This is a genomic window from Paraburkholderia dilworthii, from assembly GCF_000472525.1.
In the GTDB taxonomy this organism is placed as follows: Bacteria; Pseudomonadota; Gammaproteobacteria; order Burkholderiales; family Burkholderiaceae; genus Paraburkholderia; species Paraburkholderia dilworthii.
The window spans coordinates 98,445-116,858 of the sequence record NZ_AWZT01000014.1 but is presented as its reverse complement, the minus strand read 5'-3'; the positions used below and the strand labels follow the sequence as shown (position 1 = coordinate 116,858).

At 64.7% G+C, this 18,414-nt stretch carries 14 protein-coding genes; 11 read left to right on the top strand and 3 right to left on the bottom strand.

Going from position 1 to position 18,414, the window contains the following annotated elements; translation table 11 throughout:
* Positions 1-158 precede the first annotated feature (158 nt).
* From F759_RS0115000 to fhuB, 3 genes are read left to right on the top strand one after another with little or no spacing between them, the layout of a single operon-like run.
* Complete coding sequence (locus F759_RS0115000; RefSeq protein WP_027800573.1) at positions 159-2,348, top strand: TonB-dependent siderophore receptor; 2,190 nt, start codon at positions 159-161, stop codon at positions 2,346-2,348.
* A gap of 46 nt (positions 2,349-2,394) precedes the next feature.
* Entirely contained in the window at positions 2,395-3,354 is a 960-nt protein-coding gene (locus tag F759_RS0114995; protein WP_027800572.1) for an ABC transporter substrate-binding protein, read from the top strand.
* Entirely contained in the window at positions 3,351-5,345 is a 1,995-nt protein-coding gene (fhuB, locus tag F759_RS0114990; protein ID WP_027800571.1) for a Fe(3+)-hydroxamate ABC transporter permease FhuB, read from the top strand. Before F759_RS0114995 ends, fhuB begins: the two co-directional genes overlap by 4 nt.
* Before the next feature lie 113 nt (positions 5,346-5,458).
* Here fhuB and F759_RS0114985 read toward each other — a convergent pair whose 3' ends face one another.
* Entirely contained in the window at positions 5,459-7,621 is a 2,163-nt protein-coding gene (locus F759_RS0114985; RefSeq protein ID WP_051377278.1) for a TonB-dependent siderophore receptor, read from the bottom strand.
* Positions 7,622-7,879: 258 nt separating this feature from the next.
* Here F759_RS0114985 and F759_RS0114980 point away from each other — a divergent pair, with 258 nt between their 5' ends.
* The 3 genes from F759_RS0114980 (at position 7,880) to F759_RS0114970 (ending at position 11,138) form a co-directional block, all read left to right on the top strand.
* Positions 7,880-9,160, top strand: a complete 1,281-nt coding sequence (locus F759_RS0114980) for an MFS transporter (RefSeq protein WP_027800569.1) — start codon at positions 7,880-7,882, stop codon at positions 9,158-9,160.
* 140 nt (positions 9,161-9,300) lie between these two features.
* Complete coding sequence (locus F759_RS0114975) at positions 9,301-9,945, top strand: pyridoxamine 5'-phosphate oxidase family protein (RefSeq protein ID WP_027800568.1); 645 nt, start codon at positions 9,301-9,303, stop codon at positions 9,943-9,945.
* A gap of 98 nt (positions 9,946-10,043) precedes the next feature.
* Complete coding sequence (locus tag F759_RS0114970; RefSeq protein WP_027800567.1) at positions 10,044-11,138, top strand: asparaginase; 1,095 nt, start codon at positions 10,044-10,046, stop codon at positions 11,136-11,138.
* A gap of 39 nt (positions 11,139-11,177) precedes the next feature.
* Here F759_RS0114970 and F759_RS0114965 read toward each other — a convergent pair whose 3' ends face one another.
* The gene (locus tag F759_RS0114965) at positions 11,178-12,152 is read right to left on the bottom strand and encodes a chemotaxis protein CheV (RefSeq protein ID WP_027800566.1); all 975 of its coding nucleotides are present in this window, start codon (positions 12,150-12,152) and stop codon (positions 11,178-11,180) included.
* Positions 12,153-12,537: 385 nt separating this feature from the next.
* On the opposite strand from F759_RS0114965, the gene F759_RS0114960 reads away from it, so the two are divergent.
* The 3 genes from F759_RS0114960 (at position 12,538) to F759_RS0114950 (ending at position 15,985) form a co-directional block, all read left to right on the top strand.
* Entirely contained in the window at positions 12,538-13,101 is a 564-nt protein-coding gene (locus F759_RS0114960; RefSeq protein WP_027800565.1) for a DUF4142 domain-containing protein, read from the top strand.
* 66 nt (positions 13,102-13,167) lie between these two features.
* Positions 13,168-14,919 carry a tetratricopeptide repeat protein gene (locus tag F759_RS0114955; RefSeq protein WP_027800564.1) on the top strand — a complete coding sequence of 584 codons (1,752 nt, stop codon included), beginning with the start codon at positions 13,168-13,170 and terminating at the stop codon, positions 14,917-14,919.
* Between the two features lie 40 nt (positions 14,920-14,959).
* Positions 14,960-15,985 (top strand): aldo/keto reductase, encoded by a 1,026-nt coding sequence (locus F759_RS0114950; RefSeq protein ID WP_027800563.1) that lies wholly within the window; start codon positions 14,960-14,962, stop codon positions 15,983-15,985.
* A 114-nt stretch (positions 15,986-16,099) separates the two neighbouring features.
* Here F759_RS0114950 and F759_RS0114945 read toward each other — a convergent pair whose 3' ends face one another.
* Entirely contained in the window at positions 16,100-16,843 is a 744-nt protein-coding gene (locus F759_RS0114945; RefSeq protein ID WP_027800562.1) for an SDR family oxidoreductase, read from the bottom strand.
* Positions 16,844-16,962: 119 nt separating this feature from the next.
* Between F759_RS0114945 and F759_RS0114940 the strand changes: the two genes are divergently transcribed.
* On the top strand, positions 16,963-17,859 hold the full coding sequence (locus F759_RS0114940) for a LysR family transcriptional regulator (RefSeq protein ID WP_027800561.1): 897 nt from the start codon (positions 16,963-16,965) through the stop codon (positions 17,857-17,859).
* 78 nt (positions 17,860-17,937) lie between these two features.
* The gene (locus tag F759_RS0114935; RefSeq protein WP_027800560.1) at positions 17,938-18,255 is read left to right on the top strand and encodes a single-stranded DNA-binding protein; all 318 of its coding nucleotides are present in this window, start codon (positions 17,938-17,940) and stop codon (positions 18,253-18,255) included.
* Positions 18,256-18,414: the final 159 nt, after the last annotated feature.

The window sequence follows — 18,414 nt, the reverse complement described above, 5'->3', positions numbered from 1 at the left end:
GCTAGCGCCTGTGTCTGACGTTCCCACAGATTAAAAATGCTGAATGCGAACGATTATTATTTACATTAATATCCCGTCTTGAGAGAATCACCGGGCACCAGGAGCGTCGCACGCACGCCGCTCCTGACTCGGGGATACAAGAAAGGGGAACAAGAAGAATGAAGGTAAAGCAGGCAGCGAAATGCGGTTCTCTGGGGGAGCGCGGCTTGCCGCACTTGCGCCCGATTTACGTCGCGTCGATGTTAGGTCTCGCCGGCTTTGGCGCGCATGCGCAGGAGTCGCCGGCCGCTGCCTCGGGCACCGATGCCTCGAATGAATTGCCTGCGGTTCAGGTGCGCAGTTCTGCTGACGACCCACAGGGGGGCGTCGGCTACGTCGCCAAACGTTCGATGACTGGAACCAAGACGGATTCCTCGTTGCTGACGAATCCGCAGAGCGTGTCCGTCATCACGCGTCAGCAGATGGACGACCAGGGCGCGCAGACCGTCGACCAGGCGCTGCGCTATACGCCGGGCGTCTATTCGCAGGACGGCACCGACATTCGTTTCGACCAGCTCTACGGCCGCGGTTTCGCGCTCGACTCGTATCTGGACGGCCTGCATCTGTACCAGTCGCCGCGCTTTGCGACACCGCGCATCGACCCGTATTTCATGGAGCGCATGGAAGTGCTGCATGGTCCGGCCTCGGTGCTGTACGGGCAAGGCAGCCCGGGCGGTCTCGTCAACTACGTGAGCAAGCTGCCGATGGAGCAGCCGTATCACGAGGTGATGATGCAGATCGGCAACCACAACAACTATCAGTTGGGTTTCGATCTGAGCGGTCCCGTCGACAAGAACGGCACCGTGTTGTACCGTCTGACGGGCGTGGCCCGCACTGCGGAGACGCAGGTCAGCCAGATCAAGGACCAGCGGCTCGCCATCGCGCCTTCGGTCACGATCCGCCCGAACCGGGACACCACTTTCACGCTGCAAGGCAGCTTTCAGCGCGATCCGAACGGTGGCCTTTTTAACCCCGTTCCGGCAGGCGCGACACTCTTCAGTAATCCGAACGGACGGCTCGGCCCGGATAAATATTTCGGCGATCCCGACCGCGACGGCATGCACCGCACGCAATACTGGTTCGGTTATCAGTTCGATCACGCGATCAACGACAAAGTCAGCGTGTCGCAGAATCTGCGCTATCTGCATATCGATCAGCATTATTACCAGACGTCGGTAACGAGCGCGCTCGGCGCCGACAAGCGTACGGTGTCGATGTGGGGCAACGTCGACAACGAGCACTACACGCAGTTCCAGGTCGACACTCACGCGCAGGCCAAGGTGACGACGGGCCCGGTGCAGCACACATTGCTGTTCGGCCTCGACTATCAGCGGACCATGCTCGGCGACACTGAAGGCAACTCCGTCCTCGGCACGGTCGATCTGTACAACCCGAACTTCTCGTCGCTGCCGACGCAGCAGGCCAACACGCGCCTCGATTATTCGCTGAGCACCGTCGGCGTGTATGCGCAGGACGAGGCGCGCTGGCGCAACTGGGTGCTGACCTTCGGGGTGCGTGAGGACTGGACGGGCGGCAACCAGCAGACCACGCTGCTCACTACCGGAGCCGGCACGACCTACCACTCGAACGATCACGCGTTCACCTGGCGTGCCGGGCTCGCGTATGAATTCGAGAACGGCATTGCACCGTACATCAGCTACTCGCGTTCGTTCCAGCCGGTGCTCGGCGCAACGTATTCCGGTGCTCCGTTCTCGCCGACCAAGGGACGGCAGGTCGAAGCCGGCGTGCGTTATCAGCCGAACTGGTTCGACGGCTTCTTCTCGCTGGCCGCGTTTACGCTGACGCAGGACAACGTGCAGGTGACCGATCCAAACCATCCGGGCAGCGCGCTACAGACCGGGCAGATCCGCTCGCGCGGCGTCGAACTGGAAGCGCACGCAAACATCACCGCGGACGTGAAGGTGATCGCGTCGTACACCTATCTGAACCAGGAAGTGACGAACACCACGACGGCTGCCAGCCTTGGCAAGCGTCCGACGATCGCGCCTCGCAACACGGCCTCGTTGTGGGCGGATTACACGTTCCACCGCGGACCGCTGCGCAACTTCGGCCTTGGCTCGGGCGTGCGCTATATGAGCAGTTCTGCGGGCGATGCAGCCAATACGTTCACGGTGCCGGGGCGTGTGCTCGTCGACCTGGGCGCGCATTACGACATCCAGAACTGGCGCCTGTCGCTCAATCTGAACAACGTGTTCGACCGCGAGTACATCTCGTACTGCACGACAGCGGCTGTTTGTTACTGGGGTGCGACGCGTACGGTGCTCGGAACGGCGCGCTACCAATGGTGACGGCAATGACGAAGGGCTGCGCGGATGGCTGGCGGCACGTGTCGTCATGACGGCGGGTATGAGCTTTAGCGGCAAGCGGCGCCTTGCGCTCGCGGGTTTCGGCGCGGCGGCGCTGGCGGCATCGGGCGCGCCGTTCGCGCGCGCGGCGGCCGTCGGTTTGGCAGGGCGCACGGTCGCGAGTGTGGCTGCTGGCTCGCCTGCAAGTCCGGCTGCGCGCGTCGTCGTGCTCGACTGGCCGCTGACGGAAGTCGTGCTGTCGCTCGGGGTAGTACCCGTCGGCGTTGCGCGTCCCTCGTGGTATGCGAAGCTCGACGGCGTTCCGGCGTTGCCGCCTTCGGTCGTCGACACAGGCTTGCTGTACCAGCCCAATTTCGAGGTGCTCGAGGCGCTCAAGCCCGAGCTCATCGTCATCACGTCATGGCACGCGCCGCTGCGTGCGTTGCTGGAACGGATCGCGCCGACGCTGACGGTGCAACTGTTCGGCCCCGGCATCGACGTTTATCCGGCGGTTCATACCGCGACCCGCAAGCTTGCCGGCGCGCTCGGCTGCGACGCCGCGGCCGATGCGCTCTTCGCGCGCGCCGACGCCGTGCTCGCCGACGCGTCCGCGCGTCTCGCGGGTTTTCGCGCGACCGGACGCCCGCTCTATTTGCTACGTCCAATCGACGACCGGCATATCGCCGTGTTCGGCAGAAACAGCCTGTTCGGCGGGGTGCTCGACGCGCTTCAAATCGACAACGCGTGGCAGGGCCTCGCCGATCCGCAAGGCATGACCGAAGCGGACCTGGGCGCGCTCGCGAGACATACCGATGCGCAAGTCGTCGCTATCGGCGTGCCGCCGGGCGTGGCTGCGCAACTTGCGCGAAGCCCGCTATGGGGCGCGCTGCCGTTCGTCAGGCAGCATCGGGTGCAGCACATCGGCCCGCTGCCGGCGCTCGGCGGTATCGTTGCGTCGATGCGTTTCGCCGATAGCCTCGCGAAAGCGCTGCAAGGAGTGACCGCATGAACCGCTCGACGGCGACCGTCGCCGCCTTTGCCGCGCCTCGCGCGTGGCGGCTGCCCGTGCTGCTGCTGATGCTCGCCGCGTGGCTCGTTTATCGCACGCTGTCGGCGCGGCTACCTGTCGCGCAATGGCCGGGCGTCGTACTATCCGGCGCCGACGCGACGCTGCCGCAGCTCGTCGTGCGTTATGGCTGGCTGCCGCGCGTCGCCATCGCGCTGATAGCCGGTGCTGCGTTGTCGCTTGCCGGCGTCGTGTTCCAGCAGGTGCTGCGCAATCCGCTTGCAGAGCCGCTCACGCTCGGCGTGTCGGCGGGCGCCTATCTTGCACTAACGATAGCCGCCGTCATCGCGCCCGCGCTGGTGGCCGACATGCGCTTCACGGTTGCGTTGACGGGCGCCGCGCTCGCGATGCTGGCGACCGTGGCGATGACCTGGCGCAAGGGCTTCGCCGCCGTATCGATCGTGTTGGCGGGGATGATCGTGAATCTGTATTGCGGCGCGCTATCCGTTCTCCTAACGATTGTGTTCGAGCGCTCGCTCGCATCCGTGTTCGTCTGGGGCGGCGGGTCGCTCGTGCAGAACGGCTGGGCGAGCGTCGTCTGGCTGCTGCCGCGGGTGCTCGCCTGCGGACTTGCCGCGGCGCTGCTGGTGCGGCCGCTCACGCTGTTTTCTGTCGACGACGGCAGCGCAAGCCAGCTCGGCATGTCGCTCGCATGGACGCGGCCGGTCGCGCTTGGCATCGCCGTGATCCTGAGCGCGTTCGTGGAGAGCGCGGTCGGCGTGATCGGCTTCATTGGGCTCGGCGGGCCGGTGCTCGCGCGCCTGATGGGCGCGCGCCGGCTGCGCGACCAGTTGCTGTGGGCGCCGCTCGTCGGCGCGCTGTTGCTGGCAATTGCCGATCAGGCTGTGCAGAGTCTACCGGGCGTGCTCGGCGAACTGCTGCCGACGGGCGCCGCGGTGGCGCTCTGCGGTGGTCCGCTGCTGCTGTGGATGTTGCGCCGCGTGCACATCGAGGCGCCGCGTCCCGCATCGACGGACAGCGCGATGCCGCGCCGCGCGTTACCCGTAGCCGTGCTGCTGCTCGGCGGGTTGCTGCTCGCTGGGGTTGTCGTGTCGCTGTGTTTTTCGCTCACGCTGCACGGCTGGCAATGGATGGACGCGCAGCAATGGCGCGACCTGTGGTTCTGGCGTGTGCCGCGGCTCGTGGCGTCGCTCGGCGCCGGCGTGATGGTCGCGCTTGCGGGGACGATCCTGCAGCGGGTCACCGGCAATCCGATGGCGAGCCCGGATCTGCTCGGCGTCAGCGGCGGCGCGATGCTCGGGATGCTGGTGGCCGCCGTCGTCGCCACGGTGCCGTCGACGCCTGTGCTGCTCGCGGGTTCGTCGGCGGGCGCACTGGTCTGCCTGCTGACGATCGTCGCGCTCGGCCGCCGCAGCGGTTTTGCGCCGGAACACGTGTTGCTCGCGGGCATTGCAATCAGCGCGTTCTCGCAGGCGGTCGTGATGCTCGCGACGGCGAGCGGCGGCGCCTATGCGAACCTGCTGCGTCCGCTGCAGTACGGCTCGACTTACCTGATCGTGCCCGCGACGGCCATCGCCGTTGGCCTGTGTACGGTTGCTGCTGTGCTCGTCGCGTATCTCGGCGCGCGCTGGCTGGAGATTCTGCCGCTCGGCGCCAACGTCGCGAATGCGCTCGGCGTGGGCGCACAACGCGCGCGGCTGCTGCTGCTCGTGGTCGCCGCGATTCTGACGGCGGGCGCGACGGTCGTGATCGGTCCGATGTCGTTCGTCGGCTTGATGGCGCCTCATCTCGCGCGTCTGCTCGGCTTTCCGCGCGCGCGCTCGCAGATGCTCGTTGCGGCGCTCATCGGCGGCTTGCTGATGGTGCTGTCGGACTGGCTCGGGCGCAACATGATCTTCCCGCAGCAGATGCCGGCCGGCGTGATTGCGACGCTGCTGGGCGGGCCTTATCTGATGTGGTTGCTGCGTCGTTGATCTGTTAATTCGGTCTGCAAACCTTGCGAGAAGTCGGCGAACCGATGACTCCCCAGCTTCCGCGCGCGGGACGAGCGTGAATATCCGGCCCTCTGGATCGCGACTACGCCGTTTTAGAACGAAAACGTCGTATTCAACATCACCAGCCGCGACTCGCCGACCGCGATGATCAGATTGCTATTGCTCGACGGATAGTACGTTTTGTCGAGCACGTTCTTCACGTTCAGCTGCACATGCGTCGGAATCTTGCCGATCTTCGTGTCATAGGCGGCGAACAGATCGGCGACGACATAACCCGGCAGCGTGAAGCTGTTCGCCGTATCGCCTGGCCGCTTGCTCACGAGTCGCGCGCCGCCGCCAAAGCGCCATTGCCCCGGCAGATACGGCAGCATCGTGTCGTACACGGCGAAGACGCTGCCCGTATGACGTGCCGCATTCGCGAGGCGCGTGCCGTCGTCGCGATCCGTCGCGTTCGTGTATGCATAGCTGCCGATCACGCTGACATGCTGCGTGAGCCGTCCAGCAACGTCCAGTTCAATTCCGCGCGATCTCGCGCTGCCCACCGTTTCTGTCGTATCGCCGACCGTCACCGCGACATTCTGTTTGTCGATCTGATAAACCGCGAGTGTGCCGGTGATGCCGTGCGCGTCGAACTTCAGGCCTGTTTCATAGACGCGCCCGCGCTCCGGCGCGAGCGGCTCGCTCACTTGCGTGGCGACGTTCGGCACGAACGACTTGCTGAAGTTGGCGTAGGCGGAAAGCGCCGGCGTCAGCCGATACACGAGGCCGAATTGCGGTAGCCACACTTGCCCATGCGACTGATCGGCGATCACGAACGGACGGCCCACGCCTGACAGTTGCTGCCAGTTCTCCCAGCGCACGCCGCCCACAGCGATCAGCCTGTCGGTCAGATGAACCGTATCCTGGGTGACGACGGAATAGGTGTGGACTTTCGACAGGCTGTCGCTTTGCGTCGCACTCGGTGTGCCGCCCGTGCCGAGCGTTCCATAGACGGGATCAAACAGATCGAAGCCGGACACCGCCTTGCCACGAATCGTGTCGCCGCGGAAGCTGCGCTGGCGCTCATACTCGCCGCCCACGTACAACTCGTGACGCATGCCTGCGAGTTTCAGATTGCCGATTGCGCCGACGGTGGCAATCTCGTCGGAATCGTTGCGCTGGAGGTTCGCATCTGACGAGCGGCTCATGATGCCGGTCGTGCTGTTGAACGCCGTCGCGCGCGTGAGGTACTGGTCGTAGCGATCGCGGCTCCATCCGTAAGTTGCGCGCACACGCCATTCGTCGGAGAAGCGGTGCTCGATCTTCGCGCGCAGCGTCTCCTGCTCGCCGGAGCTTTGGGCCCACGCTTCTTCATAGCGGGTGAAGCGCAGTGCATCGTCGAGATGACCATTGACCAGCACGGTGCCGCGGTCGAACGGCGTCGTGTAGTCGACGTACTGGTAGCTCACGTCGATCGAGGTGTTCGCGTCGTGCCACGATAGCGACGGCGCGATCAGGGAGTCGCGCTGACGTCCGAAGCTGCGCCAGTAGCGAGCCGTGTTGTACTCGCCGGTCAGGCGGAAGGCGAGTGTGCCGCCCGCGACCTGCCCGGGCTGGCCGATGGGCCCGGTCAGGTCGAAGCCGGCCCCGCTGCCGCGATGGCTCGTATAGTTCGCCGACACGGAGCCGTGGAACGTGTCCTCCGGTTTGCGCGTGATCAGGTTGATGACGCCGCCCGGCTCCTGAATGCCGTACAGCAGCGAAGCGGGGCCCTTGAGAACTTCGACGCGGTCGATCGTCGCCAGATAGTTGTGCAGGATCGGCGCTCGAACGCCGTCGACGAGAATCGAGCCGTCGTCGTTCGAACCGAAGCCTCGCTTGATGAACGCGTCGCGCGTTCCGCCGAGCGTGTTGGTCTGCGTGACGCCGCTCACGTTGCTCAGTACGTCGTCGAGTGTGCGCGCCTGCTGGTCCTGCATCACAGTTGAACTGACCACGGCGACGGACTGCGGAATGTCGCGAATCTTTGTCGCGATGCCGCTCGCCGTTTGGCTCGTGTGCGGACGATAGCCGGCGGTCGGGTCCGCGAGCGGGGCCGCTTGCACGGCGACCGCCGGCAATTCCGTCGAAGCGGTGGGCTGGGCGCTTGCAGCATCGGACGAAGCGGCGGCCATTGCGGCGGGCGCGGTCGCGATGTACATCAACATCGACAGAGGCAAACGGATGCCGGAACGGCGATAACGGCCGGGCGGCGCGGAGGTTTTCACGAAGCGCATGGATGGTTCGGACGACGCGGCATCCCCGCACCCGAGCGGTCCGGAATGCCTCGCGGCGTCGGTTCATATTAAGGATGCGAGAGGATAATGTAAATGAGAATGATTATCAATTGAAACCATTGCGACAGTGGTAGTGCGGCTGCGCAGGTCCGGCTTTGCTTGCGCAGCGGCGTTGACGGCGCGCGCCAGCAAAACGGACACGCTTGCTCTAAACTAGCTGCCGCCCACGCCCGGTCACATCAAACTCCCACGACCTCGATGCCTCCCGTTCCCGCCGATTCAAACGATCCCAGCGACTCCGCCAATCCCTCCGCCGTCAGCCTGCCGAAGCAACCTGCGTTTCAACGCTTCTGGTGCACGCGCATCCTCTCGTCGCTGTCTTTCCAGATGCTCGCCGTTGCGATGGGATGGCACATCTACGCGCTCACGCACAGTGCGTTCGCACTCGGCCTCGTCGGTCTCGCTCAATTCCTGCCGATGTTCCTGCTCACGCTCGTAGTGGGCCACTTTGCGGACCGCTACGATCGCCGGCGCATCGCGGCCATCTGCCAGAGCCTCGAAAGCGTCGCGGCGTTGCTGTTCGCGTGCGGCACCTTTGGCGGATGGATCAGCGCGCCGGTCATCTATGCGCTGGCCGCATGCGTGGGCGCGGCGCGCGCGTTCGAATCGCCGGCGGTCGCTTCGCTGCTGCCGGGCGTTGTGCCCCGCGCGCAATTGCCGAGGGCGACCGCGTGGGCCACCTCGGCGAACCAGACTGCGCAGATCGCCGGTCCCGCGCTCGGCGGGCTGCTTTACGGCATCGGTCCGGGCGCCGCATATCTCGCGTGCACGCTGTCTTTCGCCGCCGCGGCCACGGCCGTGTGGGCCATTCCGCTGCGCGCGAAGCCAGCGAGCCGCGCACCTGTCACGCTCGAATCGGTGTTCTCCGGCATCGCGTTTATTCGCAAGGAGCCGGTCATACTCGGGGCGCTATCGCTTGATCTGTTCGCCGTGCTATTCGGCGGTGCGACCGCGTTGTTGCCGGTGTTCGCGCGAGACGTTCTGCATACGGGGCCGCTCGGGCTTGGCCTGTTGCGCTCGGGCACGGCCATCGGCGCGCTCGCGGGGACGATCTGGCTCGCGCATTTCCCGCTGCGCAACCGGCCCGGCGCGGCCATGTTCGGCGGCGTGGTCGCGTTCGGAGTAGCCACGCTCGTCTTCGGCATGTCGCATCAGTTCATCGTTTCGCTGCTCGCGTTGATGGTCCTGGGTGCGTCGGACACCATCAGCGTGGTCGTGCGTCTGTCGCTCGTGCAGCTTCGCACGCCGGATGAAATGCTCGGACGGGTGAGCGCCGTCAATTCGCTTTTCATTGGGACGTCGAATCAGTTGGGCGAATTCGAATCCGGCGTGACAGCCGGCTGGTGGGGCGCACGAACGGCCGTACTGGTAGGCGGCATCGCGACGATCACGGTCGCCTTGCTGTGGATGAAGCTCTTCCCCGAACTGGGGAATACGCGTTCGCTCGAACGCGAAGAGGAACTGGTGCCGAGCGTATGAGCGGCGCGCCCAGGCTCACGCTGCGCGCTATTCTCGATTGATGAAAACCCGGTTCTCGTTCCAGCCGGCTTCTCGCTGAAGGCTCGAACGGTTAAGGTTGAGCGCGTTACCTGCGGGACCGCCCGCGAAGGAGCCGCTTCATGACACGCCTCGACCCGCAGCCGCACGCTTTTCCGAGCGACATCGCTTTTACGCCCACCGTCAAGTCATTGCAAAGCCGCAACGGTTCGCGCGACGCCTATGCGCGCATGGAAGAAGAGCACGGCTGGCAGACGCGCCTGACGCCCGATGTCGCGCGTTTCATCGAGCAGCAGACGAGCGTGTTCTTTGCCACAGCGAGCGCGCAAGGGCAGCCGTATATCCAGCATCGCGGCGGCCCGGCGGGGTTTCTGCGTGTGCTCGACGATCACACCATCGCTTTCGCCGACTTCGCCGGCAATCGACAGTACATCACGGCGGGCAACCTTGCGGACAACCCGAAGGCGCATCTTTTTCTCGTCGACTATGCGCATCGCCGGCGCATCAAGATATGGGGCGACGCGCGCGTGATCGACGACGATCCCGCGCTGCTTGCGAAGCTGATGCCCGAGGGTTACAAGGCGCGCGGCGAACGCGTGGTCGTGATGAGCGTGCATGCGTGGGACGTCAATTGCCCGCAGCATATTCCGCAACGTTTCGAGGCCGCGGACGTGGCCGCCGCGTTGCAGGAACGCGATGAGCGCATCCAGGAACTGGAAGCGCAAGTGGCGCAATTCAAGCGCCTCCCGGCTGCCCCAGGTGTGTGATCGAGCGTGATCCGAGGCGAGTCATAGCCGCTATCATGATGCGATCGCGACGCTGGATTGCCGGCGCAACGATTCGCGCGATCACGAGGAGAAAGGGCATGACTTTGCACACGGCCGGGCCGATTGCGGCGACCGTCTATCGCGGCGATTCGGTAGAGAACACGCACCGCGCGCATGTGGCGGTGGCCGATTCGAATGGCCGCCTGTTGTATTCGTTCGGTGACCCGTCGCGCGTCACGTTGGCGCGCTCCGCCGCGAAGCCCGCGCAAGCGCTGGCGGTGCTCGAAACGGGCGCACTGGAGCGCTTCGGTTTCGACGAAGCCGACCTCGCACTGATGTGCGGCTCGCATAGCAGCGAGCCGCGTCACATCGAGCGTGCGCGGCACATGTTGGCGAAAGCGCAGGCGAGCGAAACGGACTTGCGCTGCGGTGGTCATCCGCCACTATCCGATGCGGTGTACGTCGACTGGATCAAACGCGATTTCAAACCGGGCGCCGTATGCAGCAATTGCTCGGGCAAGCACGCAGGCATGCTGGCCGGCGCGCGTTCGATCGGCGCGGCGCTTGGCGGCTACGAACAGCCGGAGCATCCGTTGCAGATTCGCGTGAAGCATACGGTCGCCGACGTCTGCGATCTGCCGGACGATGGCGTGCAATGGGCCATCGACGGTTGCAATCTGCCCACGCCCGCCTTTCCACTCGATCGTCTCGCACGCCTGTTCATGAAGCTGGCCGCCGCGCAGGACGATGTGTCCTCGGCATTGTCCGGTTCAGTGCCCGCACTGCGGACAGCGGCGCTCGCGCGCATCTACCGCGCGATGACGGCTTATCCGGAACTCGTCGCAGGCGAGGGGCGTTTCTGCACAACGTTGATGAACGCGTTCGACAGTGCGCTCGTCGGTAAAGTGGGCGCGGACGGCAGTTATGCGATTGGCGTGCGCGCGTCGACCCAGACGGCGGCGCACACGGCGAAGATGGGCGCGCAAGGCGCGCTCGGCATCGCGGTGAAAATAGAAGACGGCAATGTCGGCGTTCTTTACGCGGTGGTTGCCGAAGTGCTGGCGCAACTCGATATCGGAACCGCGGCGCAGCGCGCGAAGCTCGACTCTTTCCATGCGCCGCGAATGCTGAACACGATGGGCGTCGCGACGAGCCGGCTCTCCTTTTCCATTGCGCTCGCCGCGTCTCAGTAGAATCCGCGCGAGCGAGCGCGCGGCCGCCATGCACTATCGTCAGGCCGCGGCTTCCGCGGAAGACATCAGCGCGGCGCGGATTGCGTTCGCCAGCTCGCCTGCGGCAAACTTCGCGACATAGCCGTTCGCGCCGGCGTTCTTCACATGCGCCTCGTTGGCCGCGCCCGTCAACGACGAATGGATGATCACCGGAATGTCGCGAGTCCGCTCGTCGGCCTTGATGTGGCGAGTCAGCATGAACCCGTCCATCTCGGGCATTTCGAGGTCGGTCAGAACGAGCGCGATGCTGTCCTTGACGCGCGAGCCGTTCGCCTGCGCTTCATGCGCGACCTGCTGCAAGGTTTGCCAGGCCTCTTCGCCGGTCTTCGCCATCACGTATTCCGCGCCGATCGCGGTCAACGCCTGTTCGATCAATTTGCGGGCGAAGCCGGAGTCGTCGGCGGCGAGAATCTTCGCGCCCGGGCGAATGCCGAGCGCGTCTCCAACGGACGCCGGGTCCACGCTCGGATGCTGCGACGGGAACACATCGCGCAACACCTGTTCGACGTCGATCACCTGCGCGAGCCGCGAATCGCCCGTATTGCCGTCGATGCGCGCAATGCTCGTCACCAGATTGCCGCCCGCCGCCCCTTCCGCGGAAAGCACCTGATTCCATTCGAGACGCACGATGTCGTCGACTTCCTCGACCGCGAACGCCTGGGTGGAGCGCGCGAATTCGGTCACGAGCAGGATGTTCAGGCCGCGCGTGGGCTCGCAGCCCATCAGCCGCGGCAAGTCGATCACGGGGATGATCTGGCCGCGAATGTCGACCGCGCCCATCACATACGGCGACGAACCGGCGATCGGCGTGACCGGCGGCATCGTCGAAATCTCGCGAACCTTGAACACGTTGATGCCGTAAAGCTCGTGCGCGTCACTGCCGGGAACGGAACCCAGCCGATACAGCAGCAGTTCGAATTTGTTGGAACTCGTCAGGTTGCTGCGTTCGTCGTGCGCGCGGTTATCTGCTGCCATCGAATCTCTCCAGGATTGCGGTGCGTGGCGCGCGCTGCGTGATTGATGCGGACGCGCCTCTTACTTTTTGTTATCGGCGCGGCTGCCGAAAAATTCAGCGCTTCGTCGGATTTCTGCTGGCAATCCCTGGGTGAGCCGCTCGATCTCGTGCACGAGGCGGCGTATTCGTGTGAGGGTTACCTAACGTTACACAAGCGACAGCGTCGTATCACACGGCGCGTGGCATGGCTTCTAGAATTTTCCCCGGCGATGAAGGGTGGCGCCACGCGGCGCTCGCGGGGGCTTGGGAGCCGGCTTTGCGAGCCGAAGGCGAGCCAAAGCCAAAGCCCGACGCAGCGCCAGGCCCCGCATCGTTGCCGTTTCGCTTTCAATCCAAGGAGAACGTATGATCCGCTTGCCTCTCGTCACTATTGCCAGCGCCTCAATGGCCAGCCTGCTGCTCGTCGCCACGGCGGCCAGCGCCCAGACGACGCCGGCCGCCGCCGCGCCGGACGCGGGCCGTCTGCATGCCGCCGACCAGACGTTCATCTCCGACGGCACCAAGGCCGTCGCCACCCAACGCGATGCCGCGCGCATCGCCACGTCGCGTTCCACGGACCGCGACGTCAAGGCATTTGCCGAGCGCGTCTCGACCGATAACGCTAAGATCTCGGACGCGCTGCGCGCGGCGAGCCCGCGCGGCGTCGACGTGCCGAAGAACGACCCCGACACCGCCGTGCTCGCGAGCATCAACAATCTGCGTGGCGCCGAGTTCGACAAGGCTTATATCGAACAGGTCGCACTCGCCGGCGAGCAGAAGGCGCTGTCGGCGTTCCAGGCGGAAATCGCTTCGGGCCGCGATCCGCAGTTGAAGGACGCGGCGAAAATGGCGCTGCCGACCATTCAGAAGCATTACGCGATGGCGCAGGAACTGGCCAAACGCAAGCATCTGTCGGTGGCGGCGCAGTAAAGCAGTGCACGCGTGCGGCCTCGCCAGAAGAGAGCGGTGCGGCGCGCGTTTTTCCGGACTCATCGCATGAAGAAGCCTGCCAGTTTGCCGCAACAGCTCGACCATATGCTTCGGCAGGCCGTCGCGCTTCAGCAGAACGGCGCACTCGCCGAGGCGCAGGAACTCTATCGCGAGATTCTGGAACTCAAGCCTCGTCATTTCGACGCGCTGCAACTGCTGGGTGCGTTGGCGCTGCAATCCGGCCGCGTCGCAGAGGGCGTCGATCTGCTCACCAGGGCGCTCGCGGTCAACCCGAAGCAGGCCGCAGTCCATTCCAATCTGGCGTACGCGCTGAATGCGCTGCATCGTTTCGACGAAGCGTTGGCGAGTGCCAATCGCGCGCTCGCCTTGCAGCCGCAATTTCCCGACGCCTTGAACAACCGCGGCAATGCGCAAGCGGGCCTCGATCAGCCGCTCGTCGCGCTGGCGAGTTTCGACCGCGCGATTGCGCTCGCCGCCGATTTCGCGCAGGCCTGGAACAATCGTGCATGCGTGCTGCGCGACCTGGGCCGTCCCGCCGATGCGCTCGCCAGCTGCGATCGCGCGCTCGCGTTGCAGCCTGGTTACGCACAAGCGTGGAGCAATCGCGGCAATGCGCTCTCCGACATGAACGAGCCGCAAGAGGCCGAGCGCAGCTACCAGCGCGCGCTCGAGCTGGCACCGGGTTTCGTCGATGCATGGAACAACCTTGGCCTCACCCAGATCGACCAGGGCCGGCATACGCAGGCGCTTGCAAGTTATCAGCGCGCGCTCGCGCTGGATCCCGAGGCCGCCGAGACGCATTGGAATGAATCGCTGTGTCTGCTGCAAATGGGGCAGCTCGAAGCCGGCTGGCGCAAATACGAATGGCGCTGGGAGCGCAGCCGCATCAAGGCGAGCCGGCGCGTCGTTGCGCAACCGCTTTGGCTCGGCGACTTTTCGCTCGCGGGCAAGACGATTCTGCTGCACGCCGAGCAAGGACTTGGCGACACGCTACAGTTTTGCCGTTATGCGGCGATGGTTGCGAGGCTCGGCGCCAAAGTCATACTCGAAGTGCAGCCTGAATTGCGGCGGCTGATGTCCACACTTGAGGGCGTCGATCAGATCGTCGAGGCGGGCGAGCCGCTGCCGCCGTTCGACTGCCACTGTCCGCTATTGAGCTTGCCGCTCGCGTTCAGGACAGACGTGGGCAGCATTCCGTCAGCCACGCCTTATCTTTTTCCGGAGCCGGTGGCGGCTCGCGAATGGCGCAATCGTATCGATAAAGACGCGCAGGGCCGGCTCAAGGTCGGCCTCGTGTGGGCGGGCGGCAACCGGCCGCACGTGGCGGAGCTTCGCAAGAACGACGCGCGCCGTTCGGTCGCGCTCGCGCGCTTCGCGCCGCTTCTCGACGTCCCCAAGGTGGCGAACGTGCCGAACGTCCCCAATGTGCAATTCTTCAGCCTGCAAAAAGGACCGGCGGCGCAACAATTGCCTGCCAGCGAATGGGCCGCGCACGTCGTGGACTACACCGCCGAACTGAACGATTTCGCCGATACGGCCGCGCTCGTCTCAAACCTCGATCTGGTGATTTCCGTCGACACATCCACGGTACATCTGGCCGGCGCGCTCGACCGGCCGGTGTGGATTCTGAACCGCTTCGACACCTGCTGGCGCTGGATGCTCGAACGCAGCGACACGCCCTGGTATCCGCGCGCGAGGCTCTTCAGGCAACCCGCGCTCGGCGATTGGGACAGTGTGATGCAGACGGTGCGCGCTGCGCTCGCCGACCACGCGTTCGCACTGACCGGCGTAGACTGAACCTCCGTTTCAACGACGGCTATGCCACGGAGATTCATCAATGGAATACAGACATCTGGGTGCATCCGGTTTCAAGGTGCCGGTGCTGAGTTTCGGCACGGGCACGTTCGGCGGCAAGGGCGAATTTTTTCAGGCGTGGGGCTCGACCGACGTCGATGAAGCGCGGCGTCTGATCGACATCTGCCTCGATGCAGGCGTGACGATGTTCGATACCGCCGACATCTATTCGCGCGGCGCTTCGGAGTCGGTGCTCGGTGAAGCGCTGAAAGGCAAGCGCGACAAAGCGATCATCTCGACCAAGGCGACCTTCCGTTTCGACGACGGTCCGAACAACGTCGGCTCGTCGCGCTTTCATCTGATTCAGGCCGTCGACGCCGCGCTCAAGCGCTTGCAAACCGATTACATCGATCTTTTTCAACTGCATGGTTTCGACGCCAGAACGCCGGTAGCAGAAGTGCTGTCCACGCTCGACGACCTGGTGCGCGCCGGCAAGATCCGCTACACCGGCGTGTCGAACTTTTCAGGCTGGCATCTGATGAAGTCGCTGGACACGGCGGACCGCTATGGCTATCCGCGCTATGTCGCGAACCAGACGTACTACTCGCTCGTCGGGCGCGATTACGAGTGGGAGCTGATGCCGCTCGGCGTCGATCAGGGCGTGGGCGCGGTGGTGTGGAGCCCGCTCGGCTGGGGACGTCTAACCGGCAAGATCAAGCGCGGCCAGCCGTTGCCGGACACGAGCCGCTTGCACAAGACCGCCGACATGGGCCCGCCGGTGCCGGAAGAATATCTGTACCGCGTGCTGGACGCGATCGACGAGATCGCTGTCGAAACCGGCAAGACGGTGCCGCAGATTGCACTGAACTGGCTGTTGCAGCGTCCGACGGTGTCGACCGTGCTGATCGGCGCTCGCAATGAGGAGCAACTGCGGCAAAACCTCGGCGCGGTCGGCTGGAATCTGACGCCCGAGCAGGTCGCGAGGCTCGACGCCGCGAGCGCCGTGCGGCAGGCTTATCCGTACTGGCATCAGGAAGGGTTCGCTGAGCGCAATCCAAAAGCGGTGTAAGCGCGCAACTCGCAGCGCGTCGTGAGGCGTTAGTCAGGCGGCTTTTTATCGCGTCGGATCGGGCCGGAATCGACCCGATCCCTCACAGAGCGGCCCAGATTCGCGTCAACCACGTCAAGCCAGCCCGCCGTTCGCCCGCAGTACCTGACCGTTGACCCAGCCGGCTTCCGGGCTCGCGAGGAAAGCCACCACCGACGCAATGTCTCCCGGTTGCCCGAGGCGTTCCAGCGGCGGCATCTTCGCGAAGTGCTGGATCTGCTCGTCGGTCTTGCCGTCGAAAAACAGCGCCGTCGCAACCGGACCCGGCGCCACCGCGTTCACCGTGATGTTGCGCCCGCGCAGTTCCTTCGCGAACACGTGCGTGAACGTTTCCACCGCAGCCTTGCTCGCACTGTAGATCGCGTAGCCGGGCATGTTCAGCGCGACGGTCGTGCTCGAAAAATTGACGATGCGTCCACCGTCGTTCATGCGGCCCGCCGCTTCGCGCAACGTGTTGAAGGTGCCCCGCACGTTGATGTCGAATGTGCGGTCGTACAGTTCGTCGCTGGTGTCGGCAAGCGGCGTCGGCTTGATCACGCCGGCGTTGTTGACCAGCACATCCACTTTGCCCAGTTGCTGCTCGGCGGTATCGAACATGCGGCGCACGTCGCCGGCTTTCGACACATCGGCCTTCACCGCGATTGCCCGGCCGTCCGCCGCGTTGAGCTCGGCGACGAGCGCATCGGCTTCATTGGAACTCGATGCGTAGTTGACGACGACGGCAAAACCGTCGTTCGACAGGCGTCGTGCAATGGCGGCGCCAATGCCGCGCGATGCGCCGGTAACGATAGCGATTTGAGCGTTTCTGACGGTGTTCATGGTGCGTTTCCTTTTCGGTATTGAGTGGGTAACTGAATGATGGACGCTTTCGGCTTCGAGATAATCGGGTTAGAGTGGCCATCATCATTCCATTCGCTTTAACAATAGGTGCGTTGCCTATGGACCGTTTCGAGGAAATGCGTGTTTTCGTGCGGGTCGCCGAGCGGCAAAGCTTCACGCGCGCGTCCGACGACTTGCAGATTCCGCGCGCGACCGTCACGAACCTCGTCAAGCGTATGGAGGAGCGGCTCGGCGCGCGGCTGCTCGAGCGCACCACGCGCACGGTTCGCCTGACGCCCGACGGGCAGGCGTATTACGGGCGCTGCGTGCGGCTCATCGCCGATATGGAAGACGCCGAGGGCTCGTTCTCCAACCTCGCGCCCAAGGGGCTGTTGCGCGTGAATCTGCAAGGCACGCTCGCGCGGCACTTCGTGGTGCCGGCGCTGCCGGCGTTCCTCGCACGCCACCCCGGCATCGAGCTGACAATCGGCGAAGACGACCGTCTGGTCGACCTGGTGCGCGAAGGCATCGACTGCGTGCTGCGAGCCGGCAACCTGCAAGATTCGTCGATGGTGGCGCGCCGCGTCGCGCAACTGCCGCAAGTGACAGTGGCAAGCCCGGCCTATCTGAACAAATATGGTGAGCCCGCCGATCCGTCGGCGCTCGGCACGCACCGCGCGGTCAACTATGTGTCGAGCGCGACGGGCAAACCGGTGCCGCTGGAGTTCAGCGTCGAAGGCCGCGTTATGCCGATGCTCCTGCCCGGCGCGGTGTCCGTGACGGGCGTCGAACTCTACACAGGCTCGGCGGTGGCCGGGCTAGGTATTGTCCAGGTGCCGCGCTACCGCGTGGCGGACGAACTGGCGACCGGGCGTCTGAAGATCATTCTCGCCGACTTCCCGCCGCCGCCGATGCCGGTGTCCGTGCTGTATCCGCAGAATCGGCAACTGTCGTCGCGCGTGCGCGTGTTCGCGCAATGGCTGCGCGATATCTTCGAGGCGGCGGGCAGCGCGTGAATGCGCGGCGGCGCGCGCTCTCGTGGGATCATATGCGCCGCACATCGTGTGCGTTATCTGCAATCAACGGAGCAGCAAATGATCGATGGACTGGTGAGCGGGCGCTTATATGGCGAGGCGCAGCTTCGCACGGGGCAAAACGGCACGCGCTTCGTGACCTGCAAGGTGCGCGCGGCCACCAATGACGGCGACACGATTTTCGTCAACGTCATTGCATTCGACAGCGACGTGCAAACCGCGCTGCTCGCCTTGAGCGATGCGGACAGCATCGCGTTGAGCGGGGCGCTCACGCCCAAGGTGTGGACGGACAAGAACGGTCTTGTCAAACCGGCCGTCGACATGGTCGCCCACAAGCTTCTGACAGCCTATGAAGGGCGCAAGGAAAGCGACGCCTGACGCCTCAAATGGCGCGCGGCACGGCGCTCGCCACGCGAGGCGCCGCTGCCGTCTGACGTGCGACACATGCAGCGAATGCACGTCGTGGAAAACTGTATAAATATACAGTATAGTGTTCAACTGCAAGCGGGCCGCGGCGTGAGTTCCTCGCCGCCCGCT

Bases quoted from the DNA above. Each gene is read 5' to 3' on its own strand.
- F759_RS0115000 (WP_027800573.1), top strand. From the start codon at position 159: ATGAAGGTAAAGCAGGCAGCGAAATGCGGTTCTCTGGGGGAGCGCGGC.
- F759_RS0114995 (WP_027800572.1), top strand. From the start codon at position 2,395: ATGACGGCGGGTATGAGCTTTAGCGGCAAGCGGCGCCTTGCGCTCGCG.
- fhuB (WP_027800571.1), top strand. From the start codon at position 3,351: ATGAACCGCTCGACGGCGACCGTCGCCGCCTTTGCCGCGCCTCGCGCG.
- F759_RS0114985 (WP_051377278.1), bottom strand. From the start codon at position 7,621: ATGCGCTTCGTGAAAACCTCCGCGCCGCCCGGCCGTTATCGCCGTTCC.
- F759_RS0114980 (WP_027800569.1), top strand. From the start codon at position 7,880: ATGCCTCCCGTTCCCGCCGATTCAAACGATCCCAGCGACTCCGCCAAT.
- F759_RS0114975 (WP_027800568.1), top strand. From the start codon at position 9,301: ATGACACGCCTCGACCCGCAGCCGCACGCTTTTCCGAGCGACATCGCT.
- F759_RS0114970 (WP_027800567.1), top strand. From the start codon at position 10,044: ATGACTTTGCACACGGCCGGGCCGATTGCGGCGACCGTCTATCGCGGC.
- F759_RS0114965 (WP_027800566.1), bottom strand. From the start codon at position 12,152: ATGGCAGCAGATAACCGCGCGCACGACGAACGCAGCAACCTGACGAGT.
- F759_RS0114960 (WP_027800565.1), top strand. From the start codon at position 12,538: ATGATCCGCTTGCCTCTCGTCACTATTGCCAGCGCCTCAATGGCCAGC.
- F759_RS0114955 (WP_027800564.1), top strand. From the start codon at position 13,168: ATGAAGAAGCCTGCCAGTTTGCCGCAACAGCTCGACCATATGCTTCGG.
- F759_RS0114950 (WP_027800563.1), top strand. From the start codon at position 14,960: ATGGAATACAGACATCTGGGTGCATCCGGTTTCAAGGTGCCGGTGCTG.
- F759_RS0114945 (WP_027800562.1), bottom strand. From the start codon at position 16,843: ATGAACACCGTCAGAAACGCTCAAATCGCTATCGTTACCGGCGCATCG.
- F759_RS0114940 (WP_027800561.1), top strand. From the start codon at position 16,963: ATGGACCGTTTCGAGGAAATGCGTGTTTTCGTGCGGGTCGCCGAGCGG.
- F759_RS0114935 (WP_027800560.1), top strand. From the start codon at position 17,938: ATGATCGATGGACTGGTGAGCGGGCGCTTATATGGCGAGGCGCAGCTT.